The organism is Streptomyces sp. ISL-43, assembly GCF_018614195.1.
Classification (GTDB): Bacteria; Actinomycetota; Actinomycetes; order Streptomycetales; family Streptomycetaceae; genus Streptomyces.
In genome coordinates, this window is sequence record NZ_JAGGOT010000023.1 from 83,391 (window position 1) to 103,242 (window position 19,852).

19 protein-coding genes and 1 pseudogene are annotated in these 19,852 nt (G+C 73.3%); 10 read left to right on the forward strand and 10 right to left on the reverse strand.

From position 1 onward, the window contains the following. Positions 1 to 79: 79 nt before the first annotated feature. Entirely contained in the window at positions 80 to 1,387 is a 1,308-nt protein-coding gene (locus J7F03_RS13495; protein ID WP_214949193.1) for a magnesium transporter MgtE N-terminal domain-containing protein, read from the reverse strand. 202 nt (positions 1,388 to 1,589) lie between these two features. Between J7F03_RS13495 and J7F03_RS13500 the strand changes: the two genes are divergently transcribed. Beyond that, positions 1,590 to 2,381: a hypothetical protein gene (locus tag J7F03_RS13500; protein ID WP_214949195.1), complete on the forward strand. Its 792-nt coding sequence runs from the start codon at positions 1,590 to 1,592 to the stop codon at positions 2,379 to 2,381. Between the two features lie 75 nt (positions 2,382 to 2,456). Here J7F03_RS13500 and J7F03_RS13505 read toward each other — a convergent pair whose 3' ends face one another. Both J7F03_RS13505 and J7F03_RS13510 read right to left on the reverse strand, forming a co-directional pair. Beyond that, the gene (locus tag J7F03_RS13505; RefSeq protein ID WP_214949197.1) at positions 2,457 to 2,969 is read right to left on the reverse strand and encodes a hypothetical protein; all 513 of its coding nucleotides are present in this window, start codon (positions 2,967 to 2,969) and stop codon (positions 2,457 to 2,459) included. Between the two features lie 31 nt (positions 2,970 to 3,000). Next, entirely contained in the window at positions 3,001 to 4,116 is a 1,116-nt protein-coding gene (locus tag J7F03_RS13510; protein WP_214949199.1) for a magnesium and cobalt transport protein CorA, read from the reverse strand. A gap of 393 nt (positions 4,117 to 4,509) precedes the next feature. On the opposite strand from J7F03_RS13510, the gene J7F03_RS13515 reads away from it, so the two are divergent. The 4 genes from J7F03_RS13515 to J7F03_RS13530 all read left to right on the forward strand — a co-directional run bounded on the left by J7F03_RS13515 (position 4,510) and on the right by J7F03_RS13530 (position 7,468). Beyond that, complete coding sequence (locus tag J7F03_RS13515; RefSeq protein ID WP_214949201.1) at positions 4,510 to 5,094, forward strand: suppressor of fused domain protein; 585 nt, start codon at positions 4,510 to 4,512, stop codon at positions 5,092 to 5,094. Between the two features lie 76 nt (positions 5,095 to 5,170). After that, the gene (locus J7F03_RS13520) at positions 5,171 to 5,812 is read left to right on the forward strand and encodes a DUF6758 family protein (protein ID WP_214949203.1); all 642 of its coding nucleotides are present in this window, start codon (positions 5,171 to 5,173) and stop codon (positions 5,810 to 5,812) included. Between the two features lie 118 nt (positions 5,813 to 5,930). Then, positions 5,931 to 6,797, forward strand: coding sequence for a PHP domain-containing protein (locus J7F03_RS13525; protein WP_214949204.1), 867 nt, complete (start codon positions 5,931 to 5,933; stop codon positions 6,795 to 6,797). 65 nt (positions 6,798 to 6,862) lie between these two features. Beyond that, a complete protein-coding gene (locus J7F03_RS13530) occupies positions 6,863 to 7,468 on the forward strand; it encodes a MarC family protein (protein WP_214949205.1) in 606 nt (201 codons plus the stop codon). 90 nt (positions 7,469 to 7,558) lie between these two features. Here the strand turns inward: J7F03_RS13530 and J7F03_RS13535 are convergent, their stop codons facing one another. From J7F03_RS13535 to J7F03_RS13545, 3 genes and pseudogenes are all read right to left on the reverse strand, one after another. Further along, a complete protein-coding gene (locus J7F03_RS13535) occupies positions 7,559 to 7,711 on the reverse strand; it encodes a hypothetical protein (protein WP_214949206.1) in 153 nt (50 codons plus the stop codon). A 116-nt stretch (positions 7,712 to 7,827) separates the two neighbouring features. Further along, positions 7,828 to 8,712 (reverse strand): alpha/beta fold hydrolase, encoded by an 885-nt coding sequence (locus J7F03_RS13540; protein ID WP_214949207.1) that lies wholly within the window; start codon positions 8,710 to 8,712, stop codon positions 7,828 to 7,830. Between the two features lie 133 nt (positions 8,713 to 8,845). After that, positions 8,846 to 11,224, reverse strand: a pseudogene (locus J7F03_RS13545) (DEAD/DEAH box helicase); the annotation flags it as partial. Positions 11,225 to 11,371: 147 nt separating this feature from the next. On the opposite strand from J7F03_RS13545, the gene J7F03_RS13550 reads away from it, so the two are divergent. Further along, complete coding sequence (locus tag J7F03_RS13550) at positions 11,372 to 12,130, forward strand: ferritin-like fold-containing protein (protein WP_214949211.1); 759 nt, start codon at positions 11,372 to 11,374, stop codon at positions 12,128 to 12,130. A 91-nt stretch (positions 12,131 to 12,221) separates the two neighbouring features. Here J7F03_RS13550 and J7F03_RS13555 read toward each other — a convergent pair whose 3' ends face one another. From J7F03_RS13555 to J7F03_RS13570, 4 genes are all read right to left on the reverse strand, one after another. Beyond that, positions 12,222 to 12,524 carry a hypothetical protein gene (locus J7F03_RS13555; RefSeq protein ID WP_214949212.1) on the reverse strand — a complete coding sequence of 101 codons (303 nt, stop codon included), beginning with the start codon at positions 12,522 to 12,524 and terminating at the stop codon, positions 12,222 to 12,224. 132 nt (positions 12,525 to 12,656) lie between these two features. Next, positions 12,657 to 12,884 carry a DUF3107 domain-containing protein gene (locus J7F03_RS13560; protein WP_112448729.1) on the reverse strand — a complete coding sequence of 76 codons (228 nt, stop codon included), beginning with the start codon at positions 12,882 to 12,884 and terminating at the stop codon, positions 12,657 to 12,659. 143 nt (positions 12,885 to 13,027) lie between these two features. After that, positions 13,028 to 13,666: a TetR/AcrR family transcriptional regulator gene (locus J7F03_RS13565; RefSeq protein ID WP_214949215.1), complete on the reverse strand. Its 639-nt coding sequence runs from the start codon at positions 13,664 to 13,666 to the stop codon at positions 13,028 to 13,030. Positions 13,667 to 13,834: 168 nt separating this feature from the next. Continuing rightward, a complete protein-coding gene (locus tag J7F03_RS13570) occupies positions 13,835 to 14,050 on the reverse strand; it encodes a hypothetical protein (RefSeq protein WP_214949217.1) in 216 nt (71 codons plus the stop codon). Between the two features lie 122 nt (positions 14,051 to 14,172). Here J7F03_RS13570 and J7F03_RS13575 point away from each other — a divergent pair, with 122 nt between their 5' ends. The 4 genes from J7F03_RS13575 (at position 14,173) to J7F03_RS13590 (ending at position 19,802) form a co-directional block, all read left to right on the forward strand. Then, entirely contained in the window at positions 14,173 to 15,192 is a 1,020-nt protein-coding gene (locus J7F03_RS13575) for an alpha/beta fold hydrolase (protein WP_214949219.1), read from the forward strand. Between the two features lie 5 nt (positions 15,193 to 15,197). Further along, complete coding sequence (locus J7F03_RS13580) at positions 15,198 to 16,754, forward strand: DUF3152 domain-containing protein (protein ID WP_308379463.1); 1,557 nt, start codon at positions 15,198 to 15,200, stop codon at positions 16,752 to 16,754. 490 nt (positions 16,755 to 17,244) lie between these two features. Further along, on the forward strand, positions 17,245 to 18,903 hold the full coding sequence (locus J7F03_RS13585) for a DUF3492 domain-containing protein (protein WP_214949221.1): 1,659 nt from the start codon (positions 17,245 to 17,247) through the stop codon (positions 18,901 to 18,903). Continuing rightward, a complete protein-coding gene (locus J7F03_RS13590) occupies positions 18,900 to 19,802 on the forward strand; it encodes a hypothetical protein (RefSeq protein ID WP_214949223.1) in 903 nt (300 codons plus the stop codon). Before J7F03_RS13585 ends, J7F03_RS13590 begins: the two co-directional genes overlap by 4 nt. Positions 19,803 to 19,852 lie beyond the last annotated feature (50 nt).

Consider the following 19,852-nt stretch of genomic DNA (forward strand, 5'->3'; position numbering starts at 1 on the left):
GGCCTGGGTCCGCGCCTGTTCGCGCCGCTCCCGGATCTGCGCCCGGCGCCGCTCGCGTGCCTGCTCGCCGCGCCCCCGTTCAGTGGCCACGTACGGCCCCTTCCGCGCGCTCGGAGTCCTCGGAACCCTCGGGGCCCTCGGAGTGGAAGTCCGTCTCCCGCCAGTCGTCCGGCAGCAGGTGGTCCAGTACGTCGTCGACGGTCACCGCACCCAGCAGCGAGCCGCTCTCGTCGACGACGGGCACCGCGACCATGTTGTACGCGGCCAGGTAGCTGGTCACCACCGGCAGCGAGGCGTCCGGGCGCAGCGGCGGCAGGCCGGTGTCCACGATCGAGCTGACCAGTGTGAACGGCGGGTCGCGCAGCAGCCGCTGGAAGTGCACCGTGCCCAGGTACTTGCCCGTGGGCGTCTCGTCCGGCGGCCGGCACACGTACACCTGCGCCGCCAGCGCCGGCGACAGGTCCGCCTGCCGTACGCGGGCCAGCGCGTCGGCGACCGTCGCGTCGGGCCGCAGCACGATCGGCTCCGTCGTCATCAGACCGCCCGCGGTGTTCTCCTCGTACGACATCAGGCGCCGCACGTCGGCCGCGTCGTTCGGCTGCATCAGCGTCAGCAGCCGCTCCTTGTCTACCTCGGGCAGCTCGGACAGCAGGTCGGCCGCGTCGTCCGGGTCCATCGCCTCCAGGACGTCGGCCGCACGCTCCTCCTTCAGCTTCCCGAGGATCTCCACCTGCTCGTCCTCGGGCAGCTCCTCCATGACGTCCGCGAGCCGGTCGTCGTCGAGGGCGCTGGCCACCTCGGCGCGCCGCTTCGGCGTCAGGTGGTGCAGCACGTTCGCGACGTCGGCCGGGCGCATCTGCTCGAAGGTGGCGACCAGGTTCTCGGCGCCCTGCCCGTGCTCCTCCAGCGAGAAGCCCGTGACCGCCGACCACTCCACCGTCAGGGTCTCGCCGCGGCGGCGCAGCGCGCCCGCCTTGCCCTTGCGCACGAAGATCCGGTCGATCTCCCAGTCCCGGCGGGCCGGCAGCTGCTGGATGGCCACGTCCAGGACGGTGACCTCCTCGTCGTCGGCGACCAGGCGCACCCGCCGGTCGAGCAGTTCGCCGAGGATCAGCCGCTCGGTGGGGCGCTGTTCGAAGCGCCGCATGTTGACCACGCCCGTGGTGATGACCTGGCCGGACTCGACGCCCGTCACCCGGGTCATGGGCAGGAAGATCCGGCGCCGGCTGACGACCTCGACCACCAGGCCGAGCAGCCGCGGCGGCCGGCCGCCCACGCGGAGCATCGCGACGAGGTCGCGCACGCGGCCCACCTGGTCGCCGTTGGGATCGAAGACGGGCACACCCGACAGATGCGAGACGAAGATCCGTGGGGCGCCTGCCGCCATCCGAGCGCCTCCTACGAGCGTGCGTCATCCGTCGATCACCGGTACTGCCGTCCCTCAGGTTAGCCCGTGCCGCGCACAACCTCCTGGTGGGGCCGTCCGCACGGGCGTCCCCACGGCCCCCGCGCGGGGGCCGCGCGGGGGCCCGCGAACGGGCGGGTACGCTGCCAGCTGCTCGCAGACGACCGACGAGAGGCACCTGCCCGTGACCGCCTATTCCCCCGCCGTACGGCTGCGCCGGGCCGCCTTCGTCGGTGCCCTGTGCGCGGGCCTGGCCGTCGCCGCCACGGGGTGCGGGGCGGACCCCGACGAGGGCACGAACGGGGTCGGCAAGCTGCCCGCCGACCAGATCGAGGGCAAGTCCCAGGCGGCCGTCACCGGGGCGAAGTCGGTCCACCTGTCCGGCACCCTCGTCAGTGGCGGCAAGTCCTTCACCCTCGACATGCGGCTCGGCGCCGACGGCGGATCCGGCGAGGTGAAGGCGCCGGACGACACCACCTTCCAGCTTCTGCGGGTGGGCGAGCAGCTCTACCTCAAGGCGGGCGCCGCCTTCTGGGGCCAGTCCGAGGCGGCCGGCAAGCTCGGCGACAAATTCGTCAAGGTGCCCGAGGGCGACCCCTCGTACAAGCAGTTCCGCGGCTTCACTGACATGCAGGTCCTGCTGGACGGGCTGCTCGGGCTCGACGGGACGCTCGCCAAGGGCGACTACACCAAGGTCGGGCACACCCGGGCCGTCCAGGTCACCGCGGACGAGGGCAAGGGCGGCAAGCTCTCGGTCTCCCTGGAGGGCACGCCCTACCCGCTGCTCATGGAACGCGCGGGCGGCGCCGGCCGGGTCGTCCTCGCCGAGTGGGGCAAGCCGGTCGAGCTCACCGCGCCCACGCAGGATCAGACTGTGGACTACGGGTCCCAGCTGCCGACGACCAAGGAGCAGGGGGCCGATTCCACCCAGCCCGCGCCCAAGGGCTCCGGCCAGGGCACGGCCCCGAAGCGCTGACCCCGGGCCGGGCGGCGAACCCGGCGGGGCCGGCGGACCCGGCCGGCAGGACCTAGGCCCTGTCGTCGACAGGGCCTAGCGGGCCGCCTTCTTCCGCTTGAACAGCAGCTTCGGCAGCCCGGCCGGCATGGGCCGGCGGGTCGTCGCGGGAGAGCCCAGCGGAGCGGCGGCCAGCGAGTCCTCGGGCAGTCCGTCCCGCACGGACAGCGGCTCCAGGCGCAGCAGCCGGCACTCCCGCGCCCACCGCTCGGTCATCCGCTCCGAGTCGGGCGCGTTGAGCCGCTTGCCCTTGAGCTCGGCCACGGCGGCCTGCCACGGCTCGCTCTCGGGCACGAGCTCGCGTACGGTCGCCGTCCACGCGACCAGCCGGCCGCCCTTGTCCTTGCTGCGCACGGTCACCTCGGCGGCCGCCCCGTCCGCGAGCCCCGGGAACGGCTGTTCCCCGGGACCGTCGCCGAGCACGTGCGCCGCGCCGTCCACCCAGGCGTGCCACAGGCCCCGGTCGGCCCCGGTGCCGCGGACCCAGATGAGACCGGACTTCTTGGTGGCCTCCTCGACGAGGGCCAGATCGAGCGCGCTGAGAGTCATGCGCACAGGGTAGCCAGCGGCGCGTGCGCCGCTACAGCCAGCCGTGGCGGCGCAGTGCGCGGTGGATGGTGAAACAGCTCCCGGCGATGGCGGCCATCACCATCGGATAGCCGTAGCGCCAGTGCAGTTCCGGCATGTTCTCGAAGTTCATCCCGTACACGCCGCAGATCATCGTCGGCACGGCGATGATCGCCGCCCAGGAGGTGATCTTGCGCATGTCCTCGTTCTGGGCGACGGTCGCCTGCGCCAGATTGGCCTGGAGGATGGAGTTCAGCAGCTCGTCGAAGCCGACGACCTGCTCGTGGACGCGCGCCAGGTGGTCGGCGACGTCGCGGAAGTACTTCTGGATGTCCGGGTCCACCAGCCGCATCGGCCGCTCGCTGAGCAGCTCCATGGGCCGCAGCAGCGGGGAGACGGCCCGCTTGAACTCCAGGACCTCGCGCTTGAGCTGGTAGATGCGGCCCGCGTCGCCGCCGCGCGCACTGCCTTTGGCGGGGGCGGCGAAGACGTCGCTCTCGACCTCGTCGATGTCGTCCTGGACGGCCGAGGCGACGGCGATGTAGCCGTCGACGACGTGGTCGGCGAGGGAGTGCAGAACGGCGGACGGGCCTTTGGCCAGGAGCGCCGGGTCGTCCTGGAGCCGGTGGCGCAGTCCCCTGAGGGAGCCCTGGCCGCCGTGCCGGACGGTGATGACGAAGTCGGGGCCGGTGAAGCACATCACCTCGCCGGTCTCCACCACCTCGCTGGTGGCGGTGAGTTCGGCGTGCTCGACGTAGTGGATCGTCTTGAAGACGGTGAAGAGGGTGTCGTCGTAGCGCTCCAGTTTCGGCCGCTGGTGCGCGTGCACCGCGTCCTCCACGGCGAGCGGGTGCAGGCCGAACACGGCGGCGATCCCCGCGAACTCGCCCTCGGTCGGCTCGTGCAGGCCGATCCACGCGAAACCGCCGTCCTCGCGGACCTGGCGCATCGCCTCACGGGGCGTCAGGCAGGTGCGGCCCAGGGCACGCCGGCCGTCGCGGTAGACCGCGCAGTCGACCACCGCGCTGTTGGCGGACGGGTCGCGGGTGGTGTCGTAGCCGGGCTGGACGGGGGTGGACCTGCGCAGCGCCGGACGGACGGCGGCACGGAGGTAGGGCAGCATCGACATGGCAGGCTCCTTCGCGCGCACGGCTGCGGACCGTACGGGTGGGAGGTCCTTCCGGAGAGCACGGTCCGCCGCGGCGGGCAGGCCGGGGCGGGCGGAAGGAGACAGGACGGGAGGACAAAGTTCTGCCGTCGCTCTTCGACTGATCCGAGCGTGCGGATCAAAGGGGGCGCGAGGCGCCCGTCAGGGAAGTGGAAGAGCGATTGGTACTGCACGATCGACTTCGATCCACCGCAGCCCCACCTCCTCCGGCCGGTCCCCCGTGGGGGACGTCCTGTCGCCGGGGCACTGAAACTTCTCTTCTGAGAGCGTCCCCGACCAACGGTCAACGATATCAGCCGACGGATGGTCAAGACCCGCCCTTTACCCGGCTGATACGAGTTCTATGCTCGTTCCATGGCAGAAATTCTGGCCCTTGTGGAAGCCCGGCTGCGTGGTGCGCTCGGCGAGCCCGACGCCCGCGCCGCCGTCACCTTCCTGGGCACCGACCGCATCGAGGTCCTGCGCTTCACCGAGGGCGACCTCGTGCGGTACGCGACCCTCGGCATGTCCGCCCACCCGATGACCGACCCGACGGCGGTGGTCGCCGATCCGGTACGGGGCCCGCGCGCCGAGCTCGTGCTGACCGTCCGGGGCGGCCTCGCGCCCACCGACAAGCTGCTGCGGCCACTGGCGGTGCTCGCGGCCGCCCCGCAGGTGGAGGGGCTCATCGTGGCCCCCGGGGCCTCGCTCGACGTGGGGGAACCCCTCTGGGACGGGGCGCCGTTCACCTCCGTGCTGGTGGCGGAGCCGGGCGGGCTGGTGGAGGACGTCGAACTGGCGGACCCCATGGACCCGGTCTCCTTCTTCCCCCTCCTGCCGATGACGGCGAACGAGGCGGCGTGGAAGCGGGTGCACGGCGCGGCCGCCCTGCAGGAGCGCTGGCTCGCGCGCGGCACGGATCTGCGGGACCCTCTGCGTACGGCAGTCGCACTGGACTGATCGTCCGGCCACCGGGCCGCCCGGACGGGTGATCGCGTCTTGACGGGGCGCGCGGCGGGGAGGAGCGTGGCTTCTTATGAGGGGCGAACCGAGTTGCCCGAAGTGCGGTGGCAGGGTCAGGGCGCCCGGCCTCTTCGCCGACTCCTGGCAGTGCGCCCTGCACGGCACCGTGCATCCCCTGCAGCCCGTGATCCCGCCGAGCGTCGAAGGCCTGAACGTGGTGGTGAACCGGGCGCAGGTGCCGGTCTGGATGCCGTGGCCGCTGCCCGTGGGATGGCTGTTCACCGGGGTGGCGGCGGCCGGTGACGACCGCAGCGGCGGCCGGGCCACCGCCGTGGCCTGCTCGGGCCCCGGCCCGCTGGGCGGCATCGGCGAGCTCGTGCTGATCGCCGAGGAGCTGGGCGTCGGCCTGGGCGCGCGGTTCGCGGGCCTCGACGCCCCCGATCCGGGCCCCTTCATGAACGTCTCCGCCCCACCGCACGCCAAGGTCGTCGCGGCGGGCCGCCCGACACCGCTCTGGCACGTCACCGGAGTCCCCGACGACCGGGCCGTCTTCGCGGGCGAGGCCCGGGGGTTGTGGCTGTGGGCCGTCGTCTGGCCGGAGCAGTCGGGCCTCCTGATGTACGACGAGCTCGTCCTGACGGACCTGCGCGAGGCGGGAGCCGAGGTCGAGCTGCTGCCCTGCGGGGCCCTGAGCCCCCGCATCCTCTCCGCTTGACGCGCGGACTGCGTCCGTCGACCCCGGGCGCGGGCGGGCCGGTGGAGGCCCGCGTCGGGAAATGTGAGCGGTATCCTGGAGTGTCCCCCGTTCGAACGAACCACCCTGGAGCTCGGCTGTGCGCATCGACCTGCACGCGCACTCCACGGCCTCGGACGGTACGGACACCCCCGCCGAGCTCGTGCGGGCCGCGGCCGCCGGCGGGCTCGACGTCGTCGCACTGACCGACCACGACACCGTCGCCGGCTACCGCGAGGCGATCGAAGCGCTTCCCGAGGGGCTGACCCTCGTCACCGGCGCCGAGCTGAGCTGCCGCCTCGACGGCGTCGGGGTGCACATGCTCGCCTACCTCTTCGATCCCGAGGAGCCGGAGCTCTCCCGCGAGCGGGAGCTCGTGCGCGACGACCGCACCCCGCGCGCGCAGGCCATGGTCGGCAAGCTGCGCGGCCTCGGCGTGGACATCACCTGGGAGCAGGTGGGCCGGATCGCCGGCGAGGGTTCCGTCGGGCGTCCGCACATCGCCGCCGCGCTCGTCGAGCTCGCCGTCGTCCCCACCGTGTCCGACGCCTTCACCCCGCTCTGGCTCGCCGACGGCGGGCGCGCGTACGCCGAGAAGCACGAGCTCGACCCCTTCGACGCGATCCGCCTGGTCAAGGCGGCCGGCGGGGTCACCGTCTTCGCGCACCCGGCAGCCGTCAAGCGCGGCCAGTGCGTCCCCGAGGACGCGATAGCCGCACTCGCCGCCGCCGGGCTCGACGGCATCGAGGTCGAGCACATGGACCACGACGAGACCACCCGCGTGCGCCTGCGCGGTCTGGCCGGCGACCTCGGACTGCTGACCACCGGGTCCAGCGACTACCACGGCAGCCGCAAGACCTGCCGACTCGGGGAGTACACGACCGACCCCGAGATCTACGGCGAGATCACGCGCCGTGCCACCGGGGCGTTCCCGGTCCCCGGCGCCGGTGGACGCGTGCGCGGCTGACCGCTGCCGCCGCTTCGCCCACACCGCCCCTTTTTCGTGACACCCCTCTCCTGCAAGGCATCACTGTGCTCGATTTCGCCGTCTTCGGATCCCTCTTTCTCACGCTTTTTGTGATTATGGACCCTCCGGGGATCACGCCCATCTTCCTCGCGCTGACCTCCGGCCGCCCCGCCAAGGTGCAGCGCCGCATGGCCTGGCAGGCGGTCTGCGTCGCCTTCGGCGTCATCGCCGTCTTCGGCCTCTGCGGCCAGCAGATCCTGGACTACCTGCACGTCTCCGTGCCGGCCCTGATGATCGCGGGCGGTCTGCTGCTCCTGCTCATCGCGCTCGACCTGCTGACGGGCAAGACCGACGAGCCGCAGCAGACCAAGGACGTGAACGTCGCGCTCGTCCCGCTCGGCATGCCGCTGCTCGCCGGGCCCGGCGCGATCGTGTCGGTGATCCTGGCCGTACAGAAGGCCGACGGACTCACCGGTCAGCTCTCCGTCTGGTCCGCGATCGTCGCGATGCACATCGTGCTGTGGGTGGTGATGCGGTACTCGCTCGTCATCATCCGCGTGATCAAGGACGGCGGCGTCGTCCTCGTGACCCGGCTGGCCGGCATGATGCTCTCCGCGATCGCCGTCCAGCAGATCATCAACGGCGTGCTCCAGGTGATCCGCACCTCGTAGCGCCCCGGGCCCGCGCCCGCCGCGCATGCGAACGCCCCCGCACCGGGACCGGTGCGGGGGCGTTCGTGTGTATGGCGGCGGACGGGTTCGTCAGTTGGACGCGGTCTCGGCCGGTCGGATCAGGATGCGCTGGCCGATGGCCGCGGCCTGCTGCACGATCCGGTTGACGGAGGCCGCGTCCACGACGGTGCTGTCCACGGCGGTTCCGTCGACGTCGTCCAGGCGCAGAATCTCGAAGCGCATGGGGCTTCTCCCTTCGTCAGTGTTTCTCCTTGTACAGGGTTAACGAAGTGTAAGCCGCAAACATTCCCTACGCTAAGGAAATTTTTTCGTTGCCTAACTACTAACCGGTACCGGAGTCAGTCAGAGGGCCTCGGAGCCCCGGCGGGGGAGCCCCAGAACCGGGCCAGCGCGGCCGCCGTGGCCGCCGGATCCTCGGCGTTCGGCGAGTGCTCCGTCCCCGGGATCACCACCCGCCGCGCCCCCAGCCGTCGCGCCATGTCGTCCATGGACTCCACCGGCCACACCGGGTCCGACGCCCCCGACAGCACCAGTTTCGCCAGCCCGGGCGCCGCCGCCGCGAGCTCGCCGATCCGGTCCGGCTCGTCGATCAGGGCCCGGCCGGTCGTGATCAGCTGCTCCGGGACCGTCCCGACCCACCGCTCGCGCAGGAACAAGGCGAGTTCGGGAGAGTCGGGAGCCTGGTCGCGCGGGTCCATGGAGCGCATCGCCGCCCAGATGCCCGGCATGTCGCCGCCCATCGACTCCAGCGCCGAGACCAGCAGCTTCGTACGGGCCCGCTGCTCCTCGCAGACCGCGCCCGGGCCGCTGCTCAGCAGCGTGAGGCTGGCGTACGGGGCCGGATCGCGGACCACGGCCGCCCGGGTGATGAGCCCGCCCAGCGAGTGCCCGACCAGGTGCACCGGGCCGGCGCCGAGGGCGGCCGTCTGCGCGAGGACGTCGCGCGCCAGCTCCTCCAGGGCGTACGGGGCCTGCGTGCGCGGGCCGCCGCTCTCGTGCTGGCCGCGCCCGTCGACGGCGACGACCCGGTACCCGGCGCCGGCCAGCGGCGCGAGGAGGCCGATGAAGTCCTCCTTGCTGCCGGTGTAGCCGGGGACCAGCAGGGCCGTGCCGCGGACCGGCCCGTCGGGCGCGGCCTCGTGCACGGCGAACTCGCCGCGGGCGGTGGCCAGGCGGTACGCGCGGGCCGAGGGCGGCAGGATCAGGATCGGCGGCTTGCTCATGGGCCCGAGGTTACCGGCCCGTACAGCCGTACGGGCAGCCGCCGGCGCAGCCCCGCACGGAGTCCGGGTACGCCGATGGCCCCGGCCCCCGGGAAAGGGGGTCGGGGCCATCGGCAGGGCGTTACGCCTGCGGGGTCTCCACCGCGACGGCTGCCTTGCGGGTCCGGGTGCGCTTCGGCTTGACCGGAGCCTCCTCGGCGGCCGGAGCGGCGGCCTCGGCGGCCGGAGCCTCCGGGGCGACAGCGGCGACCTTGCGGGTCCGGGTGCGCTTCGGCTTCGCCGGAGCCTCCTCGGCGGCCGGAGCGGCGGCCTCGGCGACCACGTCGGCCACCGGAGCGGCGACGGCTGCCTTGCGGGTCCGGGTGCGCTTGGGCTTGACCGGAGCCTCCTCGGCGACGGCGACGGCGACGGCGACCGCGGCCACCGGGGCCTCGACCACGGCGGCCTGGGCGACGACCTCGACCACGGGGGCGGCGACCGGAGCGGCCACTGCCTTGCGCGGGGCCCGAATGGTGCGACGCGCCCGGACCGGCTCGACCGGCGGGGCCATCTGGAAGTCCGTCTCCGGCTCCGCGACGAACGGCGCCAGGGGTTCCAGGGCAGCCGGGGCCGCGGCGACGAAGGTGGCGGCCGGAGCTGCCGACCGGGTCCGGCGGCGGCGCGGCTTGCGCGCCTCGTCGGCGGCCGGGGCCTCGGGAGCCTCGACGACGGGGGTGACCGGGGCGATCTGGGCGGTCACCGGGGCCATGACCTCGGCACCCTGATCCGAGCCGCCACGGGTACGGCGGCGCTGGCGCGGCGTACGGGCGGGACGCTCCTCGGCAGCCGGGGCGGCGGCACCGCAGCCGTCGCGACCGCCGTCGCGGCCGCCGTCGCGGCCGTTGTCACGACCGCCATCGCGACCGCCATCACGACCGCCATCGCGACCGCCGTCGCGGCCACTGTCACGACCGCCGTCGCGGCCGCCACGGCCACCGCGGCCGCCGGTCTCGCCCAGGTCTTCCAGGTTCTCGGCCTTCAGGCCGGCCCGCGTGCGCTCGGCGCGCGGCAGGATGCCCTTGGTGCCGGCCGGGATGTTCATCTGCTCGTACAGGTGCGGGGACGTGGAGTACGTCTCCACCGGGTCGTGGAAGTCCAGCTCCAGCGCCTTGTTGATCAGCTGCCAGCGCGGGATGTCGTCCCAGTCGACCAGGGTGACGGCGATGCCCTTCTTGCCCGCGCGGCCGGTGCGGCCCACGCGGTGCAGGAAGGTCTTCTCGTCTTCCGGCGTCTGGTAGTTGATGACGTGGGTGACACCCTCGACATCGATACCGCGCGCGGCGACGTCGGTGCAGACCAGCACGTCGACCTTGCCGTTGCGGAAGGCGCGCAGAGCCTGCTCGCGGGCACCCTGGCCCAGGTCGCCGTGGACGGCGCCGGACGCGAATCCGCGCTTCTCCAGCTGCTCGGCGATGTCGGCCGCGGTGCGCTTGGTGCGGCAGAAGATCATGGCGAGCCCGCGGCCTTCGGCCTGCAGGATGCGGGAGACGAGCTCCGGCTTGTCCATGTTGTGCGCGCGGAAGACGTGCTGCGTGGTGTTGGCGACCGTCGCGCCCTCGCCGTCCTCCGAGACGGCGCGGATGTGCGTCGGCTGCGTCATGTACCGGCGGGCCAGTCCGATGACCGCGCCCGGCATGGTCGCCGAGAACAGCATGGTCTGACGCTTCGGCGGCAGGTAGCTCATGATCCTCTCGACGTCGGGCAGGAAGCCCAGGTCGAGCATCTCGTCGGCCTCGTCCAGGACCAGGGCGCGGATGTGCGACAGGTCGAGCTTCTTCTGCCCGGCCAGGTCGAGGAGGCGGCCCGGGGTGCCGACGATGATGTCGACGCCCTTCTTGAGCGCCTCGACCTGCGGCTCGTAAGCGCGGCCGCCGTATATGGCGAGGACGCGGACGTTGCGGACCTTGCCCGCGGTGAGGAGGTCGTTGGTGACCTGGGTGCAGAGCTCGCGGGTCGGAACCACCACGAGGGCCTGCGGGGCGTCGGTCAGCTTCTCGGGCTTGGCCCGGCCGGCCTCGACGTCCGCGGGGACGGTCACGCGCTCCAGCAGGGGAAGGCCGAAACCGAGCGTCTTGCCGGTACCGGTCTTGGCCTGGCCGATGACGTCCGTGCCGGAAAGGGCGACGGGGAGGGTCATCTCCTGGATCGGGAAGGGGGACACAATGCCGACGGCCTCAAGGGCTTCGGCCGTCTCGGGAAGGATCCCGAGGTCTCGGAACGTAGTCAGGGTGCTGCCTCTTCTGTGAGACGCGGCGCGAGGCGGCGAAAGGGGGTCGTACCGTGCTGGGCTTGCAGTACTACGCCCACCCAGATTTCGGGCGGGCCGTGCAAAGCTGCGCGGGACCACGAGCCTTCGCTCAGGCGCTTTATGCCGCTGAGGGGGCCCCTCGCGGGACGCGGTGCGTATGAACGTACGCATCTCGCCGAGGGCGGTCGGGTGGAGCCGATCGGGCCACCGACCGGGCATCCTCATTCGGATGGCCCGCCGAGTGTTCGGCAGGCGCATTACCACTGTACCCCGGAATCTCGCAGCTGTGTCGGGTGAATTCACCAGGTAGGCGCGTTTACGTGGACTGAGCAGGTGGTTCGCGGTCCGTTTCGGCGAGCTATTGTGCGGAGCATGTCGACCGTTGAAAACGCATCGCCCGCCGACGAAAGCGCCCCCGCTGAGGCGGCCGGAATCGCCGCCCAGGACTGGGCCACGGCCTCCGCCTCGCCGCAGTACCGCGCCGCTGTGGTGGACCTCCTCGGGGCGCTCGCGTACGGCGAACTCGCGGCCTTCGAACGCCTCGCGGAGGACGCGAAACTCGCGCCCACGCTCGGCGACAAGGCCGAGCTCGCGAAGATGGCCTCCGCCGAATTCCACCACTTCGAGCGGCTGCGCGACCGCCTCGCCGCGATCGATGCCGACCCCACCGCCGCGATGGAGCCCTTCGCGAAGGGCGTCGACGACTTCCACCGCCAGACCGCGCCCTCGGACTGGCTGGAAGGCCTGGTCAAGGCGTACGTCGGCGACTCGATCGCCAGTGACTTCTACCGCGAGGTCGCCACCCACCTGGACACGGACACCCGCGGGCTCGTCGTGAGCGTGCTCGACGACACGGGCCACGGTGGCTTCGCCGTCGAGAAGGTGCGCGCCGCGATCGAGGCCGACCCGCGCTGTGGCGGCCGGCTCGCGCTGTGGGCCCGCCGGCTCATGGGCGAGGCGCTGTCGCAGGCGCAGCGCGTGGTCGCCGAGCGCGACGCGCTCTCCACCATGCTGGTCGGCGGCGTCGACGGCATGGCGGCCGGCTTCGACCTCGCGGCCGTCGGCGAGATGTTCGCCCGGATCACCAAGGCGCACACCAAGCGCATGGCGGCCCTGGGCCTCGCGGCGTAAGCACCCCTGCCCGCACATACGCCGGCCCCTGCGCGGGATCTTTCGCGCAGGGGCCGGCGTATGTCCGTCGTGCGTCTGTCAGTGGGGCCGGTCAGCCCCTCGTCGGAACCGAAAACGGAGTCCGGGGGGACGGCCTCCCGGTGCGCTGGGCGGGCCGCAGCAGCAGCGACAGGACCACCGCGGAGACCAGTACGCCGCCGATGAACGTCGCGAGCAGGGTGTTGTGCCCGGGGCCCAGCGAGGTGTGCGTCAGATAGGCCCCGAAGAGCGCGCCGGACACCCCGCTCACCAGCACCGTCCGCGCGTCGGGCAGCCGCCGGGCGAACACTCGGACGGCCGCCCCGGACAGGGCGAGGCCCAGGAGAGCGGAGCCGAGCGCCTCGATCAGCAGCATGGGGGTTCCTCCCAGAGTGACGGGGGCGTACGGGGGTGGTGTCTCACTGCGGTCCTACCCGAAGCGGAGGACACGGAAACGGCCCGGTGGAGTCATCCACCGGGCCGTTCCCGACGATCTGCGGTGCGCTGCTCAGAGCGCTCCGAAACCGACCTTGCGCACGTTGGGCTCGCCCAGGTCGACGTACGACAGGCGGTCGGACGGCACCAGGACCTTGCGGCCCTTGATGTCCGTGAGGCTCAGCAGCGGCGCCGAGCCGGACAGGGCGGCGGCGACGATGGTCTCCAGCTCCTCGGCACTCAGGTCGCTCTCGAGCACGATCTCCCGGGGTGCGTGCTGCACGCCGATCTTGACCTCCACGGCCTTGTCCCTCCGACGGTCCGGTTCGCGCGATCAGCCGCGCCGTTACCCGGTCCACATTAGCCCGGAGAGGCGAGGTGTCCGCCGCGCGGCGGAAACGCTCGCAGCGAACAGCTGCCGGTCAGCCCGGCTCGGACGTCCGTTCAGACGTCCGTCGGGTGCAGCGGGAAACCGGCGATTCCGCGCCATGCCAGGGAGGTCAGCAGTCCCACCGCGGTGTCGCGTGCGACCGGGCTCTCGCTGGAGAGCCAGTACCGGGCCACGACCTGCGAGACCCCGCCCAGGCCCACGGCCAGCAGCATCGACTCGTCCTTCGACAGGCCCGTGTCCTCGGCGATGACGTCGGAGATGGCCTCGGCGCACTGCAGCGAGACGCGGTCGACGCGCTCGCGCACGGCCGGCTCGTTCGTCAGGTCCGACTCGAAGACCAGCCGGAAGGCGCCGCCCTCGTCCTCGACGTAGGCGAAGTACGCGTCCATGGTCGCGGCGACGCGCATCTTGTTGTCGTTCGTCGACGCCAGCGCGGTGCGCACGGCGAGCAGCAGGGCCTCGCAGTGCTGGTCCAGCAGCGCCAGGTAGAGGTCGAGCTTCCCCGGGAAGTGCTGGTAGAGCACCGGCTTGCTGACCCCGGCGCGTTCGGCGATGTCGTCCATCGCCGCGGCGTGGTACCCCTGCGCGACGAACACCTCCTGGGCCGCGCCCAGGAGCTGGTTGCGCCGGGCCCGGCGCGGAAGTCGCGTGCCCCGCGGACGCGCTGCCTCGGTCTGCTCGATGGCTGTCACGCCGCCTCCCACTTTCTCTAGAACACAGTGCGCCTTGCGCCGCGCCGCCATCGTACTTTTCGGTAACCGAATCTGGAGGGTTCAAGCCGAGTTTTCTCGCGGTACGGACCGCCGGTTACCCGCCGGAGATGCTGGTCAGCGCTGGCCCGGCGGCGGCTCCGTGGCGGTTCAGCGGTAGTCGTCCTCGTCCAGGGCCACCACCCGGGCCTGCTCCACGGCGTCCCCGTCGGCGGCTTCGTCGATGTCCACCTCGGTCAGCGGGTCGTCCTCGCGCGGGTTCAACTCCGCGTTCTGCTCCGCCGCGTCCGCCTCGGGCGCCTCCGGGTCGAGGGACTCCCGCAGCTCTGCCTGGAAGGTTTCCGGTTCCGCAGGGTCGACGGTCATGGGACTCCCCTTTCCACACCTATGAGCCTAGGAGGATCGCGGATACCCCGCTAGGCGGCCCGGTAAGCATCTGTGACCGCGAACACAGGAGGCGGGGCGTGATCGTCTCGTAACATTGCCCCATGTCTTCGACCGAGCTGCCGGGTGTACGGTCCACCGCCGCGTCGTCTTCCCAGGTGGGAGCCGTGCGGGTGGCCGAGGGAGAGCGGCTGCGCACCGACCGGCTGCCCGGGCTGGAAATGCACGTACGGGCCCGCCCGCCGGTCCGTGCCGGCCTGCCGCCCGCGCTATTCGTACACGGGCTCGGCGGGTCCTCGCAGAACTGGTCCGCCCTCATGGCCCGGCTCGCCGCCTCCGTCGACGGCGAGGCCCTGGACCTGCCCGGATTCGGCTGGTCCCCGCCGCCCGCCGACCGCGACTACTCCGTCACCGGGCTCGCGCGCTCCGTCATCCGCCACCTCGACGCCGCCGGGCGCGGGCCGGTACACCTGGTCGGGAACTCCCTCGGCGGAGCCGTCTGCACGCGGGTCGCGGCCGTCCGGCCCGACCTGGTGCGCACGCTGACGCTGGTGTCCCCGGCCCTGCCCGAGCTGCGCGTACAGAAGACGGCGGTGCCCACCGCGCTGCTCGCCGTACCCGGCATGGCCGGGATCCTCGACCGCCTCACCCGCGGCATGAGCGCCGAGCAGCGCACCCGGGGGGTGACGGGCCTCTGTTACGGAGACCCCTCACGGGTGACGTCAGAGGCGTTCGCGGCGGCCGTCGAGGAGATGGAGCGCCGGCTCGCGCTTCCGTACTTCTGGGACGCCATGACCCGCTCCTCGCGCGGCATCGTCGACGCGTACACCCTCGGCGGCCAGCACGGGCTGTGGCGCCAGGCGCAGCGGGTCCTGGCCCCGACGCTCCTGGTCTACGGTGGCCGGGACCAGCTCGTCTCGTACCGTATGGCGCGCAAGGCCGCCGCGGCCTTCCGGGACTCGCGGCTGGTGTGCCTGCCCGAGGCCGGGCACGTGGCGATGATGGAGTACCCCGAGGTGGTCGCGGCCGCCTTCCGGGAGCTGCTGGAGGACGCGGGCGACGTGCGCGACACCGAGCCGGTCCCGGATGTGGATGCGGATACCGACGAGGACGGCAAGGGCTGAGGACCGTGGGACGACATAGTCGCAAGGAGCCGGCACCGACGGCTCCAGGCCCCGGCCATCCGGAACCGGACGCGCGGACGGCCCCCGCTTCCGCCCCGGCCGCCGGTGCCCGCACGTGGGCCGAACCCACCGTCACCCACCAGGGATACGTGCCCGCGCCCCGGCCCGAGCCGATGGCCGGCGCGCGCGGCGGCCATCCGCAGCAGTACGAGCCCGGCGGCGGCTGGGGCGCGGGCATGCGGCCCAGCCCCGCGACCGGGTCGGCGGCCGTTCCCGGTGCCGTGTACGGGGACTGGCGCGGGGCGCCGCGCGGCGGGCCCGCGCCGGCCGGCGCGCACACCGCGTGGCCGGCGCGCGAGAGCGACACCCCGGCCTTCGGCACCCCCGCGGTCGGCTTCCCGCAGGTCACCCTGGACTCGCCGGTCACCGCCACGGGCGCGCACCGCCGGATCACCGTGCCCGAGGACGCCCGCACGGCCACTGGTCCGCAGAGCCGGGTCTCCGTGCCGGAGGACGCCCGCACCGCCACCGGTTCGCACCGCCGGATCACGGTGCCCGGCCACGGCGAGGCCTTCGCCCCGGCCGACCCCGTCACCTCGACGGGGTCCCACCGCCGGGTCCGCGTCCCCGAGGACGCGCTCACCTCGACCGGCTCGCACCGCCGGATCCCCGGGCCCCGCAAGCCGGTCGCCCCCGCCGCCCCGGAGCCGTGCTCCGGCTCCGGCTCCGGCCGGGGCGTGAAGGTCCGCACCTACACCGGCATGGCCGCCGCGGCCGTCACCACCGTGCTCGCCGTCGTCGTCGCGGGCCAGGTGGCCTCCGAGGACGACCGCGGCACGACCGCCGCGCGCGCCTCCGACGACGCCAACAGCCACTCCGCCCAGGGGAACTCCGCCGCCTCCCGCTCCGAGGGCCGCCCGACGCCACAGGTCTCCGGGGCCGTCCAGGCCGCGCCGGAGCTCTCGTACGAGCAGAAGATGGCGCAGCGGCTCCCGATCGACGAGAAGCTGAAGGGGCCGGGCGCCTTCGACACCGTGCCCGGGCTGGCGCCGGCCACCGGCAAGGGCCGGAAGGTCCGCTACCGGGTCGATGTCGAGCAGGGGCTCGGCCTGGACCCGCAGCTGTTCGCCGAGGCCGTCCACCGCACCCTGAGCGACGACCGCAGCTGGGGGCACGGCGGCGCGATGACCTTCGAGCGGGTGCCGGGCGGCGAGGCCGACTTCGTGATCACGCTCGCCAGCCCCGGGACCACCGGAGTCTGGTGCGCGAAGTCCGGGCTGGACACCACCATCGACAACGTCTCCTGCGACTCCGCTTCGACCGACCGCGTGATGATCAACGCGTACCGCTGGGCGCAGGGCTCGGCGACGTACGGCGCGGACGAGATGTTCGCCTACCGGCAGATGCTGATCAACCACGAGGTCGGGCACCGGCTCGGCCACGGGCACGTGAACTGCAGGACACCGGGCGCGCTCGCGCCGATCATGCAGCAGCAGACGAAGTCCCTGGACGTCAACGGAATCGAGTGCAAGCCCAACCCCTGGGTGTTTCCCGGCAGTTGATCAAGCGCGTTGTCGGGCCGGCCGGTGGCCGGCAATCGTTCTCCGCATGTCGCACCGTCACACCGTCGCCGGCGCTCGCCGCCGAGCGCCGACTCGGCCGGCACCGGCTCGCCGCACCCCGCCCCAACAGGGTGCTCGCAGGGGCCTAAGGGCTGTCCCGTAATCCCCGGCGGGCGCACGACGACAGCTATGGCACCTCGCCGCGTTGTCGGAACGCCCGAATACGCCCAGTATGCGGATGCTCCTCCGCCTTGCGGGGCGCCGCATCTGACGCCGCGCGCTGATCCACCGGGGATTAGCGGGACATCCCGTAGGTAGTTCTTAGCGTGCTCGAACGCGAACCGTACGTGAAAGTTACGACTCTTCACCCCTTCCGGTGGCGCGACGGACAACCGTCCGTCGCGCCTTCGGCATATCCGCTTGAGTTCGTATCCGGCGGGTCGCCGGACCGACGGAGACCGCCTGCAACGGGAGATCGGGGGTGCCACTCGTGCGGATCGGACTGCTTACGGAAGGTGGTTATCCGTATGCGACGGGAGAGGCCAGGCTGTGGTGTGACCGGCTCGTGCGCGGGCTCCCGCGGCACGAGTTCGAGCTCTACGCCCTGAGCCGCAGCGCCGAACAGGAGGGGCGCGGCCGGGTGCCGCTGCCCGCCCACGTCACCCGGGTCAGCACCGCCCCGCTGTGGGCGCCGGCCGACGACGGGCGCAGCTACGGGCGCCGCGAGCGCCGCCGCTTCGCCGCCGCCTTCACCGAACTGGTCCGGGGGATCTGCGGGGCCGACGCCGGACGGTTCGCGGACGGACTGTACGGGCTTGCCGAACTCGCCTGGGAACAGGGGGGGTTGTGCGCGGCACTGCGTTCCGAGACGGCCGTGCGGGCGGTGGAGTCCGCCTGCCGGGCCCCGGGCGCGAGCAGGACGGTACAGCGGGCGCAGGTGGCGGACCTGCTGGAGTTCGTGGACGAACTGGAGCGACTGCTGCGGCCGTTGTCCCTGGACTGGTACGAGGGCCTGCGCGAGGTCGACGTCTGCCACGCCGCGGCCGGCGGGGTGGCGGCGCTGCCCGGGCTGCTGGCCAAACGCTTCTTCGGAGTGCCGCTCCTCGTCACCGAGTACGGCGTCCAGCTCCGGGCCCACTACCTGGAGCACTCCTCGCAGGACGAGCGGCCGGCCGTACGGGCCCTGCTCGCCGCGTTCCACACCCGGCTGGCCGGCGAGATCTACACCCAGGCCGACCTGCTCACCCCCGGCAACGCCCACGCCCGGCGCTGGCAGGAGCGCTGCGGGGCGTCGCGCGAGCGGCTGCGCACGGTCTACCCCGGGATGGAGGCGGACCGATTCGCCGCCGTCGGCGAGGACCCGGCCTCCGGGGACCCCGACACGCTCGTGTGGGTGGGCCGGATAGAGCCCGCCAAGGACCTGATCGCCCTGCTCCACGCCTTCGCCGAGGTGCGCAAGGTCGCTCCGCGCACCCGGCTGCGGATCTTCTCGACGGCCGTTGCCGCGGGGGCGGCGGCCGTCCAGTACCTCGCGGACTGCCGCTCGCTGGCCGCGCAGCTCTTCCCGGACGAGGCGGCCGACGCCCACGCGGTCGGCGAGAGCCCGGTCACCTTCGAGGAGATCGGCGGACCCGAGGCCCCCTCCCCGGCCGACGCGTACGGCGCCGGGCGGGTGGTGGTGCTCTCCTCCGTCATCGAAGGCTTCCCCATCGCCCTGGCCGAGGCCATGTTCTGCGGCCGGGCCACCGTGTCCACCGACGTCGGCGCCGTCTGCGAGGTGATCGGCGGGACCGGACTCGTGGTGCCGCCGCGCAATCCGCGCGCGCTCGCCGAAGCCTGCGTCGCGCTGCTGAGGGACCCCGAGCGGGCCCAGCGGCTCGGGGCGGCCGCCCGGGCGCGGGCCCTGGAGCTCTTCACGGTCGAGCAGAACGTCACCGCCTTCCAGGAGTCCTACCTGTGGCTGCTCGCCCGCGGCCCCGCCCGGCCCGACGCGGCCGACGCAGGCGTGCCGTTCGCGCAGCCGCCGGAGGCCAGGGTCCCCGGTCACTGGGCCACCCCCACATGGGCCGCGCTCCCGACGCCGGCGGCCGCCGCGTCGGCCCCGGTCCCGGGCGCCGGACCCGTCGCGAGTTCGGAGGCCGCCGTATGACTTCCCCGCCCCTGGACGAAGCCGTTCCCGCCGGCCCGGCGCCGCGCCGCCGGGCCGGCGTGGATCCCGTCAAAGCGCTGCTCCACCGCCACCGGGAGCTCTGCGAGCGAGCTGTGGATCCGCTGGAGATCGCCGCCGGACTGGAGGCGCACGGCATCACCGACCGCACCGCCGCCCGGTTCCGGCACCGGGACGTCTTCTCCCTCGCGGAGGAGCTCTACGCCCGGACCCCCCGCGCGCAGACCCCGCCCGCCCCGCACACCGGGATCCCGGTCGGCCCCAAGGCGGTACGGGGCTTCGGCTACGCGCTGCTGCCCGCGGCCCTCGCCCTCGCGGCCGCCGCCGCCGGGGTGCCCTGGGCCGGGGCCGTCGCGGTGCTCGCCACCGTGGCCGCCCTCGGGTGGCCGGGCCGCGCCGCCGGGGGCCGCTTCCCCGCCCCGGTGTACCTGCTCGCCGCGGCAGCCCTCGGCTGGGCCGTCCACCGGCACGGGACCCCGCTCGGCCTCGCCCTGGCCGCGGCCGTCGCCCCCGCGCACCTGGCCGGCGCCGTCTTCGCGGCCCGCGCCCGGCGGCGGCTCGCCGGGAGCCGGGCCCTGGAGGACTTCGCCGACGGGGTGCGGCCGCTGCTCTTCGGCACGCTCGCGCTGTTCACCGCCGCCGCCACGGGGGCGGCCGCGCTGGCCGGGGCACCGATGCCGGTGGCCGTACCGCTCGCAGTGCTGCTGTTCCTGACCCGGCTGCTGCTCGGCCACGGCGCCCCGCGCGGGGCACTCGCCGCGGCACTGGCCCTCGGCCTCGCCCTGCTCCCGATCCCGGCGGCGCCGTTCGCCGCCGCCGCGGGACTCCTCGTACCCGCCGTCCTCGCACTCTCGCGGGCCTCCGCGCACGCGCGGCCCTGAGCCGCCCGGGCCCTCCGGAAGCCGACACCGAAGTACCCGTACCCCCGTAC